At 45.2% G+C, this 872-nt stretch carries 1 protein-coding gene; it reads left to right on the top strand.

The features are described from left to right. The coding region (locus EP58_RS12065; protein ID WP_036093783.1) for a nucleotide sugar dehydrogenase at window positions 1–872 on the top strand (872 nt) is incomplete at both ends.

Raw genomic sequence — 872 nt, 5'->3', positions numbered from 1 at the left:
GAAGACTTTTTCCTTTGCTTCTCACCAGAACGCGTCGATCCAGGGAATAAAACATTCCAAACGAAAAACACGCCGAAAGTGCTCGGTGGGACGACGCCAAATTGTTGTCAGCTAGGTGAGGCGCTGTATTCGAAAGTGATTGATCATGTGTATCTCGTGAGTTCAACGAAGGTCGCGGAAATGACCAAGTTACTCGAAAATACGTTTCGCAGTATTAACATCGCGTTTATTAATGAGATGGCGATGTTATGTGAAGCACTGGACATGAATATTTGGGAAGTCGTGGACGCCGCCGCAACGAAACCGTTTGGCTTTATGAAATTTACGCCAGGCCCTGGCATCGGTGGACATTGTATCCCACTAGATCCGATGTACCTTTCCTGGAAGGCAAAAGGAGCTAACTTTTTCAGTCGGTTTATCGAATTGGCGCAAGAGACGAACAAAAAAATGCCAGAACAAGTGATTCATAAAGTGAGTCAGGCGTTGAACTCGGCTTATAAATCGATGCGTGGTTCGAAGGTGTTGGTGTTAGGGATGGCGTATAAGCCGGATATTGATGATGTTCGGGAATCGCCGGCGCTAGAAGTATACGAGTTGTTGCATAAAAATGGAGCGGATGTTGCGTATTATGATCCACATGTGAGCTCTTTCCGAAACGAAGAAGGGACGCCGGTTTATAGCGAAGAGGAAGCACGTTATGGCGAGTATGATGCGGTTGTTATTTTGACTAATCACAGTGTTTTCAATACCGAAGAAATTATCACGAATGCGAATCTCATTGTGGATACGCGAAATATGTTTCAAGGGGAAAATAGCGAGAAAGTCTTTCGTATCGGTTCTGGGTTGCCAGAGCGTACTGCGATGATGCAATA

It is taken from the genome of Paenilisteria newyorkensis (assembly GCF_000766145.1).
GTDB classification, from domain to species: domain Bacteria; phylum Bacillota; class Bacilli; order Lactobacillales; family Listeriaceae; genus Listeria_A; species Listeria_A newyorkensis.
The sequence above is the reverse complement of the archived record's forward strand: the minus strand, read 5'-3'. Positions and strand labels throughout refer to the sequence as shown.